This is a genomic window from Otariodibacter sp. (assembly GCF_029256985.1).
GTDB lineage: Bacteria > Pseudomonadota > Gammaproteobacteria > Enterobacterales > Pasteurellaceae > Otariodibacter.
Map to the genome: position 1 here is coordinate 1 of NZ_JARIDQ010000056.1, position 14679 is coordinate 14679.

The window sequence follows — 14679 nt, forward strand, 5'->3', positions numbered from 1 at the left end:
TGCAAAAATGGGCGGAGATCCGACCGCTATTTGAACAAACCAACCAAGCATTATGGGTACGGGATATAGCGAATGAATTATTAGCAGATGAAACAGAAACCCGCAATTTACTCTATAAAGCAGGAAAGTTAGGCTATCTTGTGCCGATTGTGAAAGATCGCTTTTTGCTACAAGAACAAATCGTTGCCTTTGCTCAAGAGATCAAACAATTTATTGAGCAAAATGGTTCAATTTCAGTTAATCAGTTGCGAGATAAAATCGGTTACGGACGCAAGGTTACTGTGCAGTTAATAGAATACTTTGACCGTTCGGGATTCTTACGCAGAAAAGGTAATGAGCATCTGTTGAGGGATAGAGATATTTATTAACAAACAAGCGGTTAGTTTTCTACAAAATTTTGCAAAAATCTAACCGCTTATAATCTATTAATAATAGATATTATAGAAATAGATGAGCGAAAAGTAAGCCAAATCCTAAACTAAATGCCATACTCAATAAGCCTGGAATCATAAAACTGTGGTTAAAAATATATTTACCAATTTTAGTTGTTCCTGTGCTATCAAAGTCGATAGATGCAATGATCGGACCATAGTTTGGAATAAAGAAGTAACCATTTACCGCTACGAATACCCCAATAAGAATAGGAGCAGGAATACCTAATGCGATTCCTAAAGGGAAAAGCGTTGCAACAGTAGCACCTTGGCTATTAACCAATACAGAAAGTACGAATAATGCAAATGCAAATGCCCATGGTGCAGTTTCCACTAATTCGGACACAAGCCCTTTTACTTCACCTAAGTGAGCTTGCATTAATGTATCGCCTAACCATGCAATACCAAAAATAGCAATAACGGCACGCATACCTGCATGAAAAACTGAGCCTTGAGTAATAGCATGATTATCTGCTTTACACACTAAAATAATGATTGCAGCAACAGAAAGCATTACGATCTCAATAGTATGTGCCATGCCCATTGGACTACCATTAAAGCTTGGGCGAAGAGAAGGAATTGCCCCCATTAAAACAACAAGTAATGCGCCGATTAAGAATAATGCAACAGAGATTTTTGCTGTTGACGTAATCTTAATATCATCGATAGTAGTATTGGCATGGTTTTCTTCGATGTATTTAGGATCTTTTAATAAACGTTGGTAATCAGGATCATCTTTTAATTCTTTACCTAATTTATTCACAATAATACTTGCAAAAAATAATCCTAATATAGTTGAAGGAATTGTGACGGATAAAACATCTTCTAATGAAAAACCTTGTGGTTCCAAATAGTGAACAACCGCTACTACTGCCGCAGCAATTGGGCTTGCTACAATTGCAAATTGTGAAGCAATAACTGCCATTGATAATGGGCGTTCAGGACGAATACCGTTATGGCGACTTACCTCTGCAATCACAGGAAGTACAGAATAAGCAACGTGTCCAGTGCCTGCAAAGAAAGTGAAGATCCAAGTTACCGCTGGTGCGATAAAGGTAATATATTTAGGATGACGACGTAAAATTGCGGTTGCGATTTTGATCATATAGTCTAAACCCCCCGCAGCTTGCATTGCTGCTGCCGCTGAAACAACAGCCATAATCATTAACATAACATCAATAGGTAAACCAGCTGGCTCTAATCCAAAACCAAAGGATAAAATTGCTAAACCAACACCACCCATTACTCCTAAACCAATACCACCTAAGCGAGCACCAATTAAAATACAAAGTAATACAATAGCAAACTGAATTAAAAACATGACAGACATAACTTGCTCCATTGTAATAAGAAAAAAAATCTAAAAATATAAAAAAGGAGATGAAATATACCAATAAATAATTATTCACACTATAATTCAAATCAAATTAAAATTTAAAATACAGGAAAATATATGCAATTTTCAAAAATGCATGGTTTAGGTAACGATTTTGTTGTGATTGATGGCATTACTCAGAATGTTTATTTAACGGAAGATATTATTCGTAAACTCGCAGATAGGCATACAGGCATCGGATTTGATCAACTTCTTTTGGTTGAACCACCTTATGATCCAGAATTAGATTTTCATTATCGTATATTTAATGCTGATGGTTCGGAAGTTGCTCAATGTGGTAATGGGGCAAGATGTTTTGCTCAATTTGTGACATTAAAAGGATTAACCAATAAAACTGATATTGGGGTAAGCACAGCAAAAGGGAAAATGGTCTTAAGCTTAAAAGAAAATGGGCAGATTAAAGTCAATATGGGTGAACCAGTTTGGGAACCTGCACAAGTTCCTTTTATTGCGAATAAATTTGAAAAAAATTATATTTTGAGAACTGATATTCAGACTGTTTTGTGTGGCGTTGTTTCTATGGGTAATCCACATTGTGTTTTGCAAGTTGATGATATTCAAACTGCAAATGTGCATGAATTAGGTCCATTATTAGAGAATCATGAGCGTTTCCCAGAAAAGGCTAATATTGGTTTTATGCAAGTGATTAATCGTAATCATATTAAACTTCGTGTTTTTGAACGTGGGGCAGGAGAAACGCTAGCTTGTGGTAGTGGTGCTTGCGGAGCAGTTGCCGTTGGAATCATGCAAGGTTTACTAGATAATAATGTACAGGTAGATTTACCTGGGGGTCCATTACAAATTGAATGGAAAGGTGAAGGATATCCATTATTTATGACAGGTAATGCGGTTCATATTTATGATGGGTTTATCAAATTATAGTCTTTTGAAAAGTTTTTTATCAAATTAAAGGCATAATTCTGTACTATGCCTTTAATTTGATCTAGTAGTCTTGTAATTTAGTGCGAATTAACTCTACCATTGTTTGTAGTTTTGCTGTTGGTGCAGGAAGTTGATGCATAAACCAACGGAATAATTCAGGATCACTATAACTGAGCATTTCTACAAAGGTATTCTGTTCTTCTTCGCTTAAATCATCGAAATATTGTTGATAAAATGGCATAATCATTTTATCAAGTTCACGCATTCCACGACGACATTCCCACTCAATTTTAAAACGATTCATTAGTTAACCTCTTTAATTCTTAACTCTTTAGGTACTTCAAATACGGTATTTTCTTCACATCCTTCAAGTTCTGTTACTTCATTTGCACCAAGATTTTTAAGATGTTCTACCACTGATTGTACTAGTACTTCTGGTGCTGATGCACCCGCTGTTATACCAATTGTATCAATATTGGTAAGCCAAGCAGAGTCAATATCCTGTGGACCATCAATAAGTTTTGCAGGTGTTCCCATTCTAGATGCTAATTCGGCTAATCTGTTTGAATTTGATGAATTTTTTGAACCGACAACTAGCACAAGTTGTGTAAGTTGAGCTAGATCTCTCACTGCTTGTTGGCGGTTGGTAGTTGCATAGCAAATATCATTTTTTCTAGGGCCTTGAATGGCGGGATATTTCTCTTTTAATGCCTCAATCACATCACTTGTATCATCAATAGATAAGGTAGTTTGAGTCATAAATGTAAGGTTTTGATCTTCTTTTAAACCCAATTTAGCAATATCTTCTACATCTTCTACCAAGAAAATACCACCTTCAGGATTATCGTATTGCCCCATTGTACCTATAACTTCAGGATGACCTTCATGGCCAATAAGAATAGCTTTTGTTCCCTTACGACTTGCTCTAGCCACTTGCATATGAACTTTAGTCACAAGTGGACAAGTTGCATCAAATACTTTAAGTTCACGTTGCTTTGCCTCTTGTCTGACTGCTTGAGATACACCATGAGCTGAGAAAATGACAATAGCACCATCTGGCACTTCATCTAATTCTTCAACAAAAACTGCCCCTTTGGCTTTGAGTCCATCAACAACGAATCTGTTATGTACAACTTCATGACGAACATAAATAGGTGCACCATGAATTTCTAAGGCTAATTCGACGATCGATATTGCACGATCAACTCCGGCACAAAATCCTCTTGGATTGGCTAAAATAATTTTCATTTAATCACTCTTTTTTGATTTTCGGTGTTCTAAGAAGGATTCAAGAATAAGTAACCCTGCACCAACCACAATGCTAACATCAGCAATATTAAAAACGGGATAATGATAAATATCCCAATAAAAATGTAAGAAATCAATAACGTAACCATTATAGGCGCGATCAATGGCATTACCTATTGCTCCGCCAATAATGAGAGCATAACCACTATTTTGTAATTTCAAATCACGTTTATTTTTAAATAACATAACGACTAAGCCAATAGAAATCACAATAGCTAAACCTAAGAATAGGTATTTTTGCCATCCTGAATGATCGGCTAAAAAGCTAAATGCTGCGCCGTGATTACGTGTATAAGTTAAGTCAAAAATCGGCAAAATATTAAGACTTTCATGTAATTCAAAATGTTGCACGATACTGTATTTTGTCCATAGATCGACAACTATGGTAATCAAACTCAGCCATAACCAGACTAATCCTGTTTTCTTCATTATTTTCCCTTTAAATTAAAGTGCATCTTCATTTTCTTCGCCTGTACGAATACGGATGACTCGTTCAACATCGTAAACAAAAATTTTTCCATCACCGATTTTACCTGTTTGAGCCACTTCAATAATCGTATCGATACATTCATCCACTTGTTCATCGCTCACAATAATTTCAAGTTTGACCTTTGGTAAGAAATCAATAGCATATTCAGCTCCACGATATAATTCTGTATGCCCTTTTTGACGACCGAATCCTTTTACTTCAGTAACTGTCATACCCGTAATACCAACGTCAGTTAATGCTTCTCTGACATCATCTAATTTGAAAGGCTTAATAATCGCTTCAATTTTTTTCATAAAATTCCTTAACGTCGAGCAGATTTAGGTCTGAAACTGTCACAAATTTTAGGATCGGTTTCAACATAAATTTCGTTGAGTAATTGTAAACAATAAGGCACAGCACTGAAAATACCACGAACAATCACATTTCCTTCGCTATCTTTCACACCTTCTAAGGTTTCTTTAATTGCTTTCGGTTGTCCAGGTAAATTTAAGATAAGAGAGTCGTGGCGGATTACACCAACTTGACGGGAAAGAATAGCGGTAGGCACAAAATGCAAACTAACTTGACGCATTTGTTCGCCAAATCCTGGCATCTCACGATCAGAAATAGCTAAAGTAGCATCAGGAGTAACATCACGTTTTGCAGGCCCTGTACCACCCGTTGTGAGTACAAGATGGCAAGCAGATTGATCGACTAATTCGATTAATGTTTTTTCGATGATCGGTTGTTCGTCAGGGATTAAACGTGTTTCAAATTCAACAGGGGTAGTAATTGCTGATTCAAGCCAAGATTGTAATTCTGGAATACCTTGATCAGCATAAATACCTTGTGATGCTCTATCTGATACCGATACTAAGCCAATTTTTAGGATTTCTTTGTTTAAACAAGCGGTCATTTTCTCTCACTTTTTTGCAAAAATAGACAGCTTGCTATTCTACCTTGTCAGATTAGTTTTCTAAAGGTTTAATAGTTTTAATCCTAAAGATGAAATAATAATATTCAAAAATTAGTGCGATAACTATAGCAATTTTACCCCAAATATTAGGTAAGACGAAAAGGGCAAAAATACAGAAAGGTGTAGCAATAGCGAGAATACCGACTTTTTGTCTAATGGTCATTGCTCTGTTTTGATCGTACTCTTTTAAGTATTTATCATACAGTTTGGTTGTCATAAACCAAGCTTGTAAACGATCAGAACTTTTACCAAAACAGTAAAGTGCGACTAATAAGAAAGGTGTCGTGGGTAATCCCGGCACAACTATTCCAATAATACCAAGAGCTAGGCACAGGAATGCAATAAGAATATAAATGAGTTTCTTGAGAGTCATAATAAAATTAATTGAGAATAAAACGCATAATCAAATAATAACTGATTTTTAGAAAGTTGCAATGTTGGTTTTTATTCAACTAATAAGGGAGAAACATAATGTTATTTTCTTTATATAAAACTAAAGTTATTATCATGATAAAATGTCCCACATATTTTCATTAACGATAGTTTCTCATTATAAAATTAGGATAGATAATGACCAAAAAACAAATTGATTTAAAAATTTTGGATTCTCGTATCGGTACAGAATTTCCTCTTCCTACATACGCAACAACAGGCTCAGCAGGATTAGATTTACGTGCATTAATGGATGAGCCGTTAGTCGTTGAAGCTGGTCAGACTGTACTTATTCCTACAGGTATATCCATCTACATTGCTGATCCTAATTTAGCTGCGGTTATTTTACCTCGTTCAGGATTAGGGCATAAAAATGGGATAGTATTGGGTAATTTAGTCGGCTTAATTGATTCTGACTATCAAGGTCCGCTTATGGTATCTCTTTGGAATAGAAGCGAAACGCCTTTTACTGTAAATGTGGGTGATAGAATTGCACAATTAGTTTTTGTTCCAGTGGTGCAAGCAAGTTTTAATATTGTTAATGAGTTTGCCTCAACCGAGCGAGGAGAAGGTGGTTTTGGGCATTCAGGTAAACAATAAAATTTGATATTAGTGGTTGTTATCTAATAATAAAGGAGAATAAATGTTATCACCTGTAGTTAGAATTCCGAAGAAATCGGTGAAAGAGCGACAGCAACAGGTTTTAGAGGTACTAATTAATTTGCTTAATTCTGAAAATGGAATGCAACGAGTTACCACTGAACGTTTAGCTGCTGCTGTTGGTGTTTCTGAAGGGGCGTTGTATCGTTATTTTCCAAGTAAAACTAAAATGTTCGAAGCTCTCATTGAGAAAATTGAGCAAACATTGAATAGTTATATTAATGTGAGTAAACGTAAACCAAGTACAGAATTAGCTATCAAATCTATTTTGCAAACTATTTTAGATTTTGCCTATAAAAACCCAGGTGTTACACGAATTCTAACGGGGCATGCTTTAATGTTTGAAGATGATTTATTAAGAAATCGTGTTGCTAAGTTTTTTGATGGGCTAGAACTGCAATTTATGAATATCTTGCAAATGAGTAAATTACGTGAAGGTCGAGCTTTTGATGATGAAAGAGCATTAGCGGGTTATTTAGTTACTTTTTGTGAAGGACAATTTTTACATATGGTTCGTTCACGTTTTATTTCCAATGCTCACCTTCATTTTGAGAAACAATGGATATTTATTCAACCACTCTTTAATAAAACATTATGATTATTCCTTGGCAATCACTCGAGTTAGATACGCTCTACAATATATTAGATTCATTTATCTTAAGAGAAGGAACCGATTACGGTCTAAGAGAACTTTCATTAGAAGAAAAACGGCAACGATTATTAGAACAACTAAAGGTAGAAAAAGTAGTAATTGTATGGTCTGAACTAAACGAAAGTATTGATATTAAAGATAAGAAATCGTTCTTAGAGAATCATTGAATTCATGATAAAATTGCAAGGTTAGCTATAAAGCTAATATTTTTCGAATCAAAGGCTGTTTATTTTTATGAAAGACGTTTCAATTTCAACTGCTCAGTTAGAGAATGTATCACCCGTACCATCCATTCATGATCCCGCTGTTGAGTGGTTTCTTACTCACTGCCATATTCATCGTTATCCAGCAAAATACACATTAATTCATGCGGGAGAAGATGCCGAATCTTTATTTTATATTGTTAATGGCGCGGTATCTGTTTTCATCAAAGATGATGATGGTAAAGAAATGTTGCTTACTAACTTAGGGCAAGGCGAGTTTGTTGGCGAAATTAGTTTATTTGAAGATAGAATGCAACCAAGAACAGCTTGGGTAAGAACAAAAGGAAACTGTGAAATTGCAGAAATTTCCTATAAAAAATTCAAGCAATTAGTTCATTTAAATCCAGATATTTTGATGTACTTATCGGCTCAGATGGCAAGACGTTTAAGAATGACCTCTCGTCAAGTGAGTAATCTAGCTTTTTTAGATGTAACAGGGCGTATTGCTCAAACATTAATGAATCTAGCAAAAATGCCAGATGCGATGACTCATCCAGAAGGTATGCAGATCAAAATTACACGTCAAGAAATCGGGCAAATGGTAGGCTGTTCTCGAGAAACGGTTGGTCGAATCTTAAAAATGTTAGAGGATGATGGACTTATTTCTGCACATGGTAAAACTATTGTTGTGTATGGAACTCGATAATTATGTATATAGAATAGGGAGATTGCTCGCCCTATTCTATTTGATCTAAAACTTGCTCAGGCAAAATATTTTCCATCCCTTTATCATGCAAATAAATCTGATTTTTACCATAAGCCCCAATTAAATTAGGATCGGTTGCCCCATACAAAATAATATTTGGCTTATCTAATGCGGCAGTAAGATGGCTCAAGCCTGTATCAACAGAAATCACGCTCTCTGCATTTGATATTTGATAAGCTAATTCAGTTAGCGTTAATTTAGGTAAGACTTGAATATGATCTGGATGACGTTGAGCAAAACGTTCGGCTCTTGCTTTTTCTTCTGCATTGCCCCATGGTAAGCGAATATTGATATCTCGCTTGATTAATTGCTCAAATAAATCCATCCAATAATTTTCTGGCCAATGCTTATCTGCACGAGTGGTCGCATGAATCGCCACAATATAAGGTTTGCAAGCGGTGAGTTCTTCACCTTTTTTTGCAAAATCTTGTGAGAATCTATCCGCTATTCCATAATCTCCCAAGGAATATTTTATATCGTATCCAAGAGATTGTGAAAAAAGTTGTCGAATACGCTCTACAGCGTGTTGCTGGTAAGAGATCTTATAGGTTTTATCATAAAAGAGTGAAGCAAGGGGTTCACGAATTGAATGGCGATCATAGCCATGTTTCATCCCCTTTGCTAAACGTGTTGCAAATAAGGCACTTTTAAGAAGCCCTTGAGCATCAATAACAGCATCATATTGTTCAGATTGTAATAATATTTTATACGTTCTCCATTCTTCTCTTGTTTTTGCAGAGAATGGGGACTTTCGCCATTTTCGCAAGGAAATAGGAATAACCTTATTAACAGATGAATGCCATAAAGGAATTTCAGCAAAGGCGGACTCAACCACCCAATCTACTTGTAAATCAGGAATGGCTTGCTGTGCATCCGTCAATGCCGGTAATGAGTGGATCACATCTCCCATCGAGGAAGTTTTAATTAGACAAATTTTCATTTTGTAATAATTGAGTTAATTTTTCTAATACTAATTCCGGTTTAATATCAATTAAACTCTGATGATAACCTTCCTCACTATCCTCACCCTTACGAATTTTAATCAGTCCGCCTTCGATTAAACGAATAATGACAGCTTTATCAGAGAGTGGAGGCGTATATTGTGGGCTAGTTGGACCATAGAGTGCTATAAGTGGTCGATCAAGAGCGGCTGCAATGTGCATTAAACCAGAATCATTACTCACAACAGCAACACACTCTGAAATAAGATCAACAGCTTGGTTGAGATTAGTTTTCCCTGCCAAATTTATGCAATATTGTTGCTGAGGTTGAGAAAGTGATTGACGAATAGATTCACCAACTGGCTCATCTTTTTGCGAACCAAATATATGAATAGCATAACCTTGTTCAATTAACATCCGTGCTAAATTTGCATAATGATAATGAGGATAACGTTTAGCTGGACCAAACTCTGCTCCCGGACAAAAGCCAATCACTTTACGTCCCTCTGCACCATTCAATAGTGGTTCAAATTGTTTATGACTTTGGGCAACTTCAGCTAAATTTACTTTTAATTTTGGATAAATAATCGGTAAATCGTCTGCGCTTGGAATACTACTTTTTTCATAGGCTAAAGTTAGATAACGTTGGACCATCATTGGATAATCTTGCTTATTGCTACGAATATCATTTAATAACCCGTAACGCATTTCACCTTTCCAGCCTCTTCTATAAGGAATTTTTGCAAAAAAAGGAATAAAAGCTGATTTTAATGAATTGGGTAACACTATTGCCATATCGTATTGATATTGCAGGCTTTTACCAAGATTATACCGCTTAGCTAAAGCAAAACTCCCATGACCAATAGGCATTGAAATGGACTGACGAATTTCTGGCATTCTAGATAACAATGGACGACTCCAATCTGGTGCCATCACATCAATTTGAGAATTTGGATATTGGATTTTAAGCTGTTGATATAGTGCGTGTGACATCATCATATCCCCAACCCAAGATGGCGCTATCACAAGAATGTTCACATTAATCTCCTTTTTTAATACAACCTATTGCTAGTATATTATTACGATTATCACTTAATGTTCCAATTCCGTTTAAGTCTTCTGACCATATCCATCGAATATTACTGTAGCGCTTTCCTCTACTCGTGACTGTTGGAGATAAAGTATGTGTAATGTGATTAAAAGTAACACTTATCAAATTACTTTTCTCGGGGATGGATTGAATCTTTAAATTTTGTTCTTTTTCACAGAGATAGAGATTAATAATCTGTTTTTTTACAGTGCCTCTTCTAGATTCAATTTGAGTTGTTTGTTGAATTTGCGCTTGATCAGTTTCTATTTTTTTTTGCAACTGCTCAACAGGTGCAATTGTTGTTAAACTACAAGCAGTTAAACTCATACAACATAAAAATTGCCAAATATTTTTATATCTCAATGAATACATAAAGACTATCCTTAATGAGTTAGTTTAGTTAGAAAAAAAAGAGCAACTTAATAGTTGCTCTTAAATATTAAGTATTATTATTTGTAAATATAGCTACCATTCGCTTGACGAGTAAATTTCCCAGCAGAGCCTATTCTCATTTCAGTTACTCTATTATTGCTATCCAAGTGTACAGTAATTTTCTCTCCAGCTTTGAGATTACTTACAATATTATTTGTTTTACTCATTGCATTTACATCAGAAATATTAAGGTTGTGATCTCTAAATACTTGCATTAATGATACACCTTTCGGAACTGTCATTGTTTTAGTTGATGCATTAGACTCAATTCTTGCTGATTGAGTGTGAGTAGTATCTTTTCTTGTATTAGTTTTATTAGATGTATGAGTAACATTTCTTTGAGAATGTTTCACCACAACAGGTTCTTCTTTACGAGTTACAATTCTATTTGTATTTGGAACTGATTTTTTTACTGACGTCATATTAGTAGAGTGGCTAGAGTCAGTCGAAGTAGATGAAAGTGATTGTTGTGATTGTGTTGCAGGTACTGATTGAATAACCTCTTGCTGAGTGTTAGGTGTAGCAGCTGAAGCAGTATTTACACTATTATTTTTGCTGTTATCTAAAACAATTTCTTGCCCTTCTCCTTCTGAAAGAGGTTCAGTACTATTGGTTGCTTGTCCAGTCTGTTGAGCTTGTAATTGTAGCTCTTTGGCTTCCTTCTCTGCTCGTTTTGCTTCTTCCTCATCAACAGGACGGAATTCAATAGGCAGACTAGTCCCTTGTTCTTGTAATGATTCTACAGTTTCTGGAGTTTGTGGTTTTAACAAGAAAAATACGAGTAATAATGCTAATACAATAAGAATTACGATAAGCAAGCGACGATATTTGGAAGGTACTTTATCACCCTTTGCTGACTCTGATTTATGCTTATTACCTGACGATGTTTGAGGAATTACCCTTTCTGCACCTAAGGTTGGTGGAGTTTGTGTGTCTGTTGTATTCTTCGCTTCTTCAGTGGTAGCACTTGTTGTCAAGATAGGATCTGTCTTAAGATTTACCTGTTCTTGACTAATTGGATCAATCTTTTCATCTTTTTCTGATACTGGAGGAAATGCAAATCCCGTGGCTTTTGAAGGAGTTGTATCATTTGTCGTATTATCATGTGAGTGATTATTTTCTTTTTGCATAATTTGTTGTTCTTCCAAAGTAGGTAAATTTATGGTCAGAGCTTCTGGACGTTTCATTACAGGATTGAATGTATGACCAGGCGATTTATCCGAATGTAAGGAAATAAATACATCAGATTTTTCAAGTTTTATACTATTCATACGAGATTGTAAACTACTAGTTTTGTTACTATCTAAATCCAATTCATCAAGCTTTTTATACTGACTCATTAATCATTTCCAAATAAATATATTCGAATAATATGGTGGTATTCTAAATTATTTCTCTATGTTCATCACGTTCTTTCTGTCTAAATAGTCACCATTAATTTAAAATTTAGTCATAATTAGATAAATTTTCTGTATTACTACATAATTTTTTCGAGATAGATCGTGAAAATCATATAACCTAATTGTAGAAAAACTGATGTGTACATAAAGTAGTTAGGTAATTTCACATAATTAGCATAATTACTAAGGAGCAAAACTATGAAGAAAATTACACGTTACACATTAAGTTTATTATTCTGTTTTTACACCGCCATTTCGGTTGCTAAAAATGAATCAAAATCTAATTTAGTCACGTCAAAAGTTGAAACACAGGTACTTTCTGAAAAGAATCAACAAAATATCAAACCAAATGCTGTAAATATCAATACTGCAACGGCAACTGAAATTCAGGATAAATTGGTAGGCATCGGTACCAAGAAAGCTCAAGCAATTGTGGAATATCGTGAAAAGAATGGGCAGTTTTTATCAGCAGAGCAAATTACAGAAGTTTCTGGTATTGGACCTGCAACACTAGATAAAAATCGTGAACGTATTATCCTAAAATAATTTGACTAGCAATTTAGCACTGGCTTTGTCGATAAAACCTATTTAATTGTAAACTATGTGGCATTTGTTATACTGTTTTCTCTATAAAACAAGGGAAAACAGGATAACTCAATGTCATTAAAACCATATACATCACCAACCTACGTTCAACGCTTAAAAATTGCTTTCCAATATGTTGTACCACAATTAGGACTCACTAGAGTAGCGGGTTGGTTTGCCGAAAAAAAATGGGGAGTAGTCACTCACTTTGTGATTAAAATGTTCGCAAAGAAATATCAAGTTAATTTAGATGAAGCTGAAAAAACTAACCCAAAAGATTATGCTACCTTCAACGAATTTTTTATTCGTTCTTTAAAAGAACATGCACGACCAATTAATCAGGATAACCAAGCACTGTGTTTACCTGCTGATGGTCGTGTGAGTGAGCTTGGACAAATTAAAGAAAATCAACTATTACAGGCTAAAGGTCATCCATTCAATCTTGAAACATTACTGGCTAATGATTTTGAGTTAGCAGAAAAATTTAAAGATGGTCAATTCATTACAACTTATCTTTCACCAACAGATTACCATCGTGTACATATGCCTTGTGATGCTACATTGAAAAAAATGATTTATGTGCCGGGTGAATTATTTTCGGTTAATCCATTTTTAGCAGAACACGTACCCAATTTATTTGCACGTAATGAACGTGTTATTTGTGAATTTGAAACTGTATTTGGTCCAATGGTACAAATTCTTGTAGGAGCAACAATCACAGCCAGTATGAGTACGGTTTGGGCAGGAGTTATTAATCCACCAAGAGTAAAAGACGTATTGGTTTACCATTACTTAACTGAAGGTGAAAGTGTAGTGCACCTGAAAAAAGGGCAAGAAATGGGGGCATTCCGTTTAGGTTCAACGGTCATTAATTTATTCCCTAAAGATACAGTCACTTTTGAAGATTACCTTAAAACGGGTGAACCACTAAAAATGGGCGAACGTTTGGCCAAAATTAACGAATAATTGATTAAGCGCAGTACATCTATATGTGTTTTGATACATAATGAAGTAACCTTAGATAAAAAATAATAGGCAAATGAAGAAAAAATTATTACTTCCACTTATCATCTTTCTTGGTTTGATTATTGCATTTGTTGTACAACTACAACGAAATGCTTCAGGTAACGATCCTAAAATATTAGAATCCGTCTTAGTCGGTAAAAAGATTCCTGAATTTCAATTAGAATCTTTAGCTAATGCACAGAATACCGTTAATTCAAATATAGTCAAAACAGGCTCTCCAAGATTATTAAATGTCTGGGCAACTTGGTGCCCTACTTGTTTTGCAGAGCATCAATATTTGACTCAGCTTGAGAAAGAAGGCATACAAATTGTTGGGATTGATTATAAGGACGAAAGAGAAAAGGCATTAAGATTCCTCAATACTTACGGCGATCCTTACCAAGCGATTGTTTATGATCCGAAAGGCTCTTTAGGTTTAGATTTAGGTGTATATGGCGCACCAGAGACCTTTATTATTGATGGTCAAGGTACTATTCATTATCGTCACGTAGGTGATGTAAATGCCAAAGTTTGGAATGAAGTGCTTAAACCTATTTATGATAGTTTAAAATAAAACGATGAAATTAATCAAACAAATCTATTTTTTTAGCTTACTTTTCATATCTTCCTTCTGTCTTGCCAGTATTGAGATATTGGAATTTGATAACCCACAACAAGAATCTGATTATTTAGCATTGATTCAGGAATTACGTTGTCCACAATGTCAAAATAATAATATTGCGGACTCTAATGCAATCATTGCTGCGGATATGAGAAGTAAAACTTTGGAGTTATTAAAACAAGGGAAAAGTAAATCAGATGTGGTAGATTATATGGTGGAACGTTATGGAAATTTTGTGACTTATGATCCTCCATTGACTCCAGCAACAATTTTCTTATGGTTAATCCCTGTATTATTACTTATTTTAGGATTCGGAATTATTTTTAAGAGTAAACGTAATCGCTCACAAGCGGTTAGTTCGTCACCTCAAAATACAAAAAAACTCGATCAAGATCGTCTTAATGCGATTTTAAAAGATAAGGAATAATG

General features: G+C 35.0%; 21 protein-coding genes. 10 read left to right on the plus strand and 11 right to left on the minus strand.

The features are described from left to right. Positions 1-368: SelB domain-containing protein (locus Q1J40_RS05865; RefSeq protein WP_301099116.1), on the plus strand; the 368-nt coding region annotated here is incomplete at its 5' end. Between the two features lie 70 nt (positions 369-438). Here Q1J40_RS05865 and Q1J40_RS05870 read toward each other — a convergent pair. After that, complete coding sequence (locus Q1J40_RS05870; protein ID WP_301099117.1) at positions 439-1761, minus strand: anaerobic C4-dicarboxylate transporter; 1323 nt, start codon at positions 1759-1761, stop codon at positions 439-441. Positions 1762-1884: 123 nt separating this feature from the next. Between Q1J40_RS05870 and dapF the strand changes: the two genes are divergently transcribed. After that, on the plus strand, positions 1885-2709 hold the full coding sequence (gene dapF, locus Q1J40_RS05875; RefSeq protein ID WP_301099118.1) for a diaminopimelate epimerase: 825 nt from the start codon (positions 1885-1887) through the stop codon (positions 2707-2709). Between the two features lie 61 nt (positions 2710-2770). Here the strand turns inward: dapF and Q1J40_RS05880 are convergent, their stop codons facing one another. The 6 genes from Q1J40_RS05880 to Q1J40_RS05905 are packed head-to-tail and all read right to left on the minus strand — an operon-like array spanning position 2771 to position 5835. Continuing rightward, positions 2771-3013 carry an FAD assembly factor SdhE gene (locus Q1J40_RS05880; protein WP_301099119.1) on the minus strand — a complete coding sequence of 81 codons (243 nt, stop codon included), beginning with the start codon at positions 3011-3013 and terminating at the stop codon, positions 2771-2773. Then, complete coding sequence (ispH, locus tag Q1J40_RS05885) at positions 3013-3957, minus strand: 4-hydroxy-3-methylbut-2-enyl diphosphate reductase (protein WP_301099120.1); 945 nt, start codon at positions 3955-3957, stop codon at positions 3013-3015. Before ispH ends, Q1J40_RS05880 begins: the two co-directional genes overlap by 1 nt. Next, complete coding sequence (gene lspA / locus Q1J40_RS05890; protein WP_301099121.1) at positions 3958-4446, minus strand: signal peptidase II; 489 nt, start codon at positions 4444-4446, stop codon at positions 3958-3960. Positions 4447-4461: 15 nt separating this feature from the next. Further along, positions 4462-4800: a nitrogen regulatory protein P-II gene (glnB, locus tag Q1J40_RS05895; RefSeq protein WP_301099122.1), complete on the minus strand. Its 339-nt coding sequence runs from the start codon at positions 4798-4800 to the stop codon at positions 4462-4464. A gap of 8 nt (positions 4801-4808) precedes the next feature. Next, a complete protein-coding gene (gene mog, locus Q1J40_RS05900) occupies positions 4809-5402 on the minus strand; it encodes a molybdopterin adenylyltransferase (protein WP_301099123.1) in 594 nt (197 codons plus the stop codon). A 52-nt stretch (positions 5403-5454) separates the two neighbouring features. Then, on the minus strand, positions 5455-5835 hold the full coding sequence (locus tag Q1J40_RS05905) for a YbaN family protein (protein WP_301099124.1): 381 nt from the start codon (positions 5833-5835) through the stop codon (positions 5455-5457). A gap of 197 nt (positions 5836-6032) precedes the next feature. Here Q1J40_RS05905 and dut point away from each other — a divergent pair, with 197 nt between their 5' ends. The 4 genes from dut to crp all read left to right on the plus strand — a co-directional run bounded on the left by dut (position 6033) and on the right by crp (position 8115). Then, on the plus strand, positions 6033-6494 hold the full coding sequence (dut, locus tag Q1J40_RS05910) for a dUTP diphosphatase (protein WP_301099125.1): 462 nt from the start codon (positions 6033-6035) through the stop codon (positions 6492-6494). A gap of 43 nt (positions 6495-6537) precedes the next feature. Further along, positions 6538-7152: a nucleoid occlusion factor SlmA gene (slmA, locus tag Q1J40_RS05915; RefSeq protein ID WP_301099126.1), complete on the plus strand. Its 615-nt coding sequence runs from the start codon at positions 6538-6540 to the stop codon at positions 7150-7152. Further along, positions 7149-7373 (plus strand): YheU family protein, encoded by a 225-nt coding sequence (locus Q1J40_RS05920; RefSeq protein WP_301099127.1) that lies wholly within the window; start codon positions 7149-7151, stop codon positions 7371-7373. Before slmA ends, Q1J40_RS05920 begins: the two co-directional genes overlap by 4 nt. A 67-nt stretch (positions 7374-7440) precedes the next feature. Continuing rightward, the gene (crp, locus tag Q1J40_RS05925) at positions 7441-8115 is read left to right on the plus strand and encodes a cAMP-activated global transcriptional regulator CRP (RefSeq protein ID WP_301099128.1); all 675 of its coding nucleotides are present in this window, start codon (positions 7441-7443) and stop codon (positions 8113-8115) included. Between the two features lie 31 nt (positions 8116-8146). Here crp and rfaC read toward each other — a convergent pair whose 3' ends face one another. The 4 genes from rfaC to Q1J40_RS05945 all read right to left on the minus strand — a co-directional run bounded on the left by rfaC (position 8147) and on the right by Q1J40_RS05945 (position 11978). Further along, positions 8147-9115, minus strand: a complete 969-nt coding sequence (gene rfaC / locus Q1J40_RS05930; RefSeq protein WP_301099129.1) for a lipopolysaccharide heptosyltransferase RfaC — start codon at positions 9113-9115, stop codon at positions 8147-8149. After that, on the minus strand, positions 9096-10154 hold the full coding sequence (waaF, locus tag Q1J40_RS05935) for a lipopolysaccharide heptosyltransferase II (protein ID WP_301099130.1): 1059 nt from the start codon (positions 10152-10154) through the stop codon (positions 9096-9098). The genes rfaC and waaF overlap by 20 nt, the downstream gene beginning before the upstream one ends. Before the next feature lies 1 nt (position 10155). Further along, positions 10156-10578, minus strand: coding sequence for an MliC family protein (locus Q1J40_RS05940; protein WP_301099131.1), 423 nt, complete (start codon positions 10576-10578; stop codon positions 10156-10158). 77 nt (positions 10579-10655) lie between these two features. After that, the gene (locus tag Q1J40_RS05945; RefSeq protein ID WP_301099132.1) at positions 10656-11978 is read right to left on the minus strand and encodes a LysM-like peptidoglycan-binding domain-containing protein; all 1323 of its coding nucleotides are present in this window, start codon (positions 11976-11978) and stop codon (positions 10656-10658) included. A 258-nt stretch (positions 11979-12236) separates the two neighbouring features. Between Q1J40_RS05945 and Q1J40_RS05950 the strand changes: the two genes are divergently transcribed. The 4 genes from Q1J40_RS05950 (at position 12237) to Q1J40_RS05965 (ending at position 14677) form a co-directional block, all read left to right on the plus strand. After that, the gene (locus Q1J40_RS05950) at positions 12237-12584 is read left to right on the plus strand and encodes a ComEA family DNA-binding protein (protein WP_301099133.1); all 348 of its coding nucleotides are present in this window, start codon (positions 12237-12239) and stop codon (positions 12582-12584) included. Positions 12585-12695: 111 nt separating this feature from the next. Continuing rightward, positions 12696-13589: an archaetidylserine decarboxylase gene (asd, locus tag Q1J40_RS05955; RefSeq protein ID WP_301099134.1), complete on the plus strand. Its 894-nt coding sequence runs from the start codon at positions 12696-12698 to the stop codon at positions 13587-13589. 73 nt (positions 13590-13662) lie between these two features. Beyond that, positions 13663-14202: a DsbE family thiol:disulfide interchange protein gene (locus Q1J40_RS05960; RefSeq protein ID WP_301099135.1), complete on the plus strand. Its 540-nt coding sequence runs from the start codon at positions 13663-13665 to the stop codon at positions 14200-14202. A gap of 4 nt (positions 14203-14206) precedes the next feature. Next, positions 14207-14677, plus strand: a complete 471-nt coding sequence (locus tag Q1J40_RS05965; RefSeq protein ID WP_301099136.1) for a cytochrome c-type biogenesis protein — start codon at positions 14207-14209, stop codon at positions 14675-14677. Positions 14678-14679: the final 2 nt, after the last annotated feature.